The 520-nt window shown below is 46.0% G+C and carries 1 protein-coding gene; it reads left to right on the top strand.

Annotation, left to right across the window (positions count from 1 at the left end; all coding sequences use genetic code 11):
* On the top strand, positions 1 to 422 hold a 422-nt coding region (locus tag GY683_RS00540), incomplete at its 5' end, for a DUF302 domain-containing protein (RefSeq protein ID WP_297286896.1).
* Positions 423 to 520 lie beyond the last annotated feature (98 nt).

Below are 520 nucleotides of genomic sequence, written 5' to 3'. Positions count from 1 at the left end.
TTCTCTTCTTCTCTTCGTTGGCCATCGCTGATAATGGCCTCGTCAGCATAAAAAGCTCTCACGATGTGAGAGTTACAGCTGACCGCCTTGAGAAGACCTTGAAAATGAAAGGCATGACGGTGTTTGCTAGAATCAATCATGCAGAAGGAGCGCAAAAGGTTGGGAAAAAGCTACGCCCGACCGAATTGATTATCTTTGGCAATCCTAAGGTGGGCACACCACTGATGCAGTGTGGCCAAGGCGTTGCCATCGATCTGCCCCAAAAAGCTCTCATCTGGCAAGATGAAGCGGGCCAAGTATGGCTATCCTATAATGACCCTAAATACCTGGCACATCGCCACAGCATAAAAGAATGCGACGAAATTATAAAAAAAATAGAGAAAGCGCTGGGAAACTTTGCGAGGATGGCTACCATGCCGTAAACCAAGGGCCTAGCAATTCGTGAAATATCCTGGCTAGATGTTTAATTCATCAATGTTTGGTGGTAAGCGTATTTTTCATGATTCATCCCCAGCCATTG

This window comes from Moraxella sp. (genome assembly GCF_024227015.1).
Lineage (GTDB): Bacteria > Pseudomonadota > Gammaproteobacteria > Pseudomonadales > Moraxellaceae > Moraxella.
Note: the sequence above shows the minus strand (reverse complement) of the source record. Positions and strands in the feature narration are given on the sequence as shown.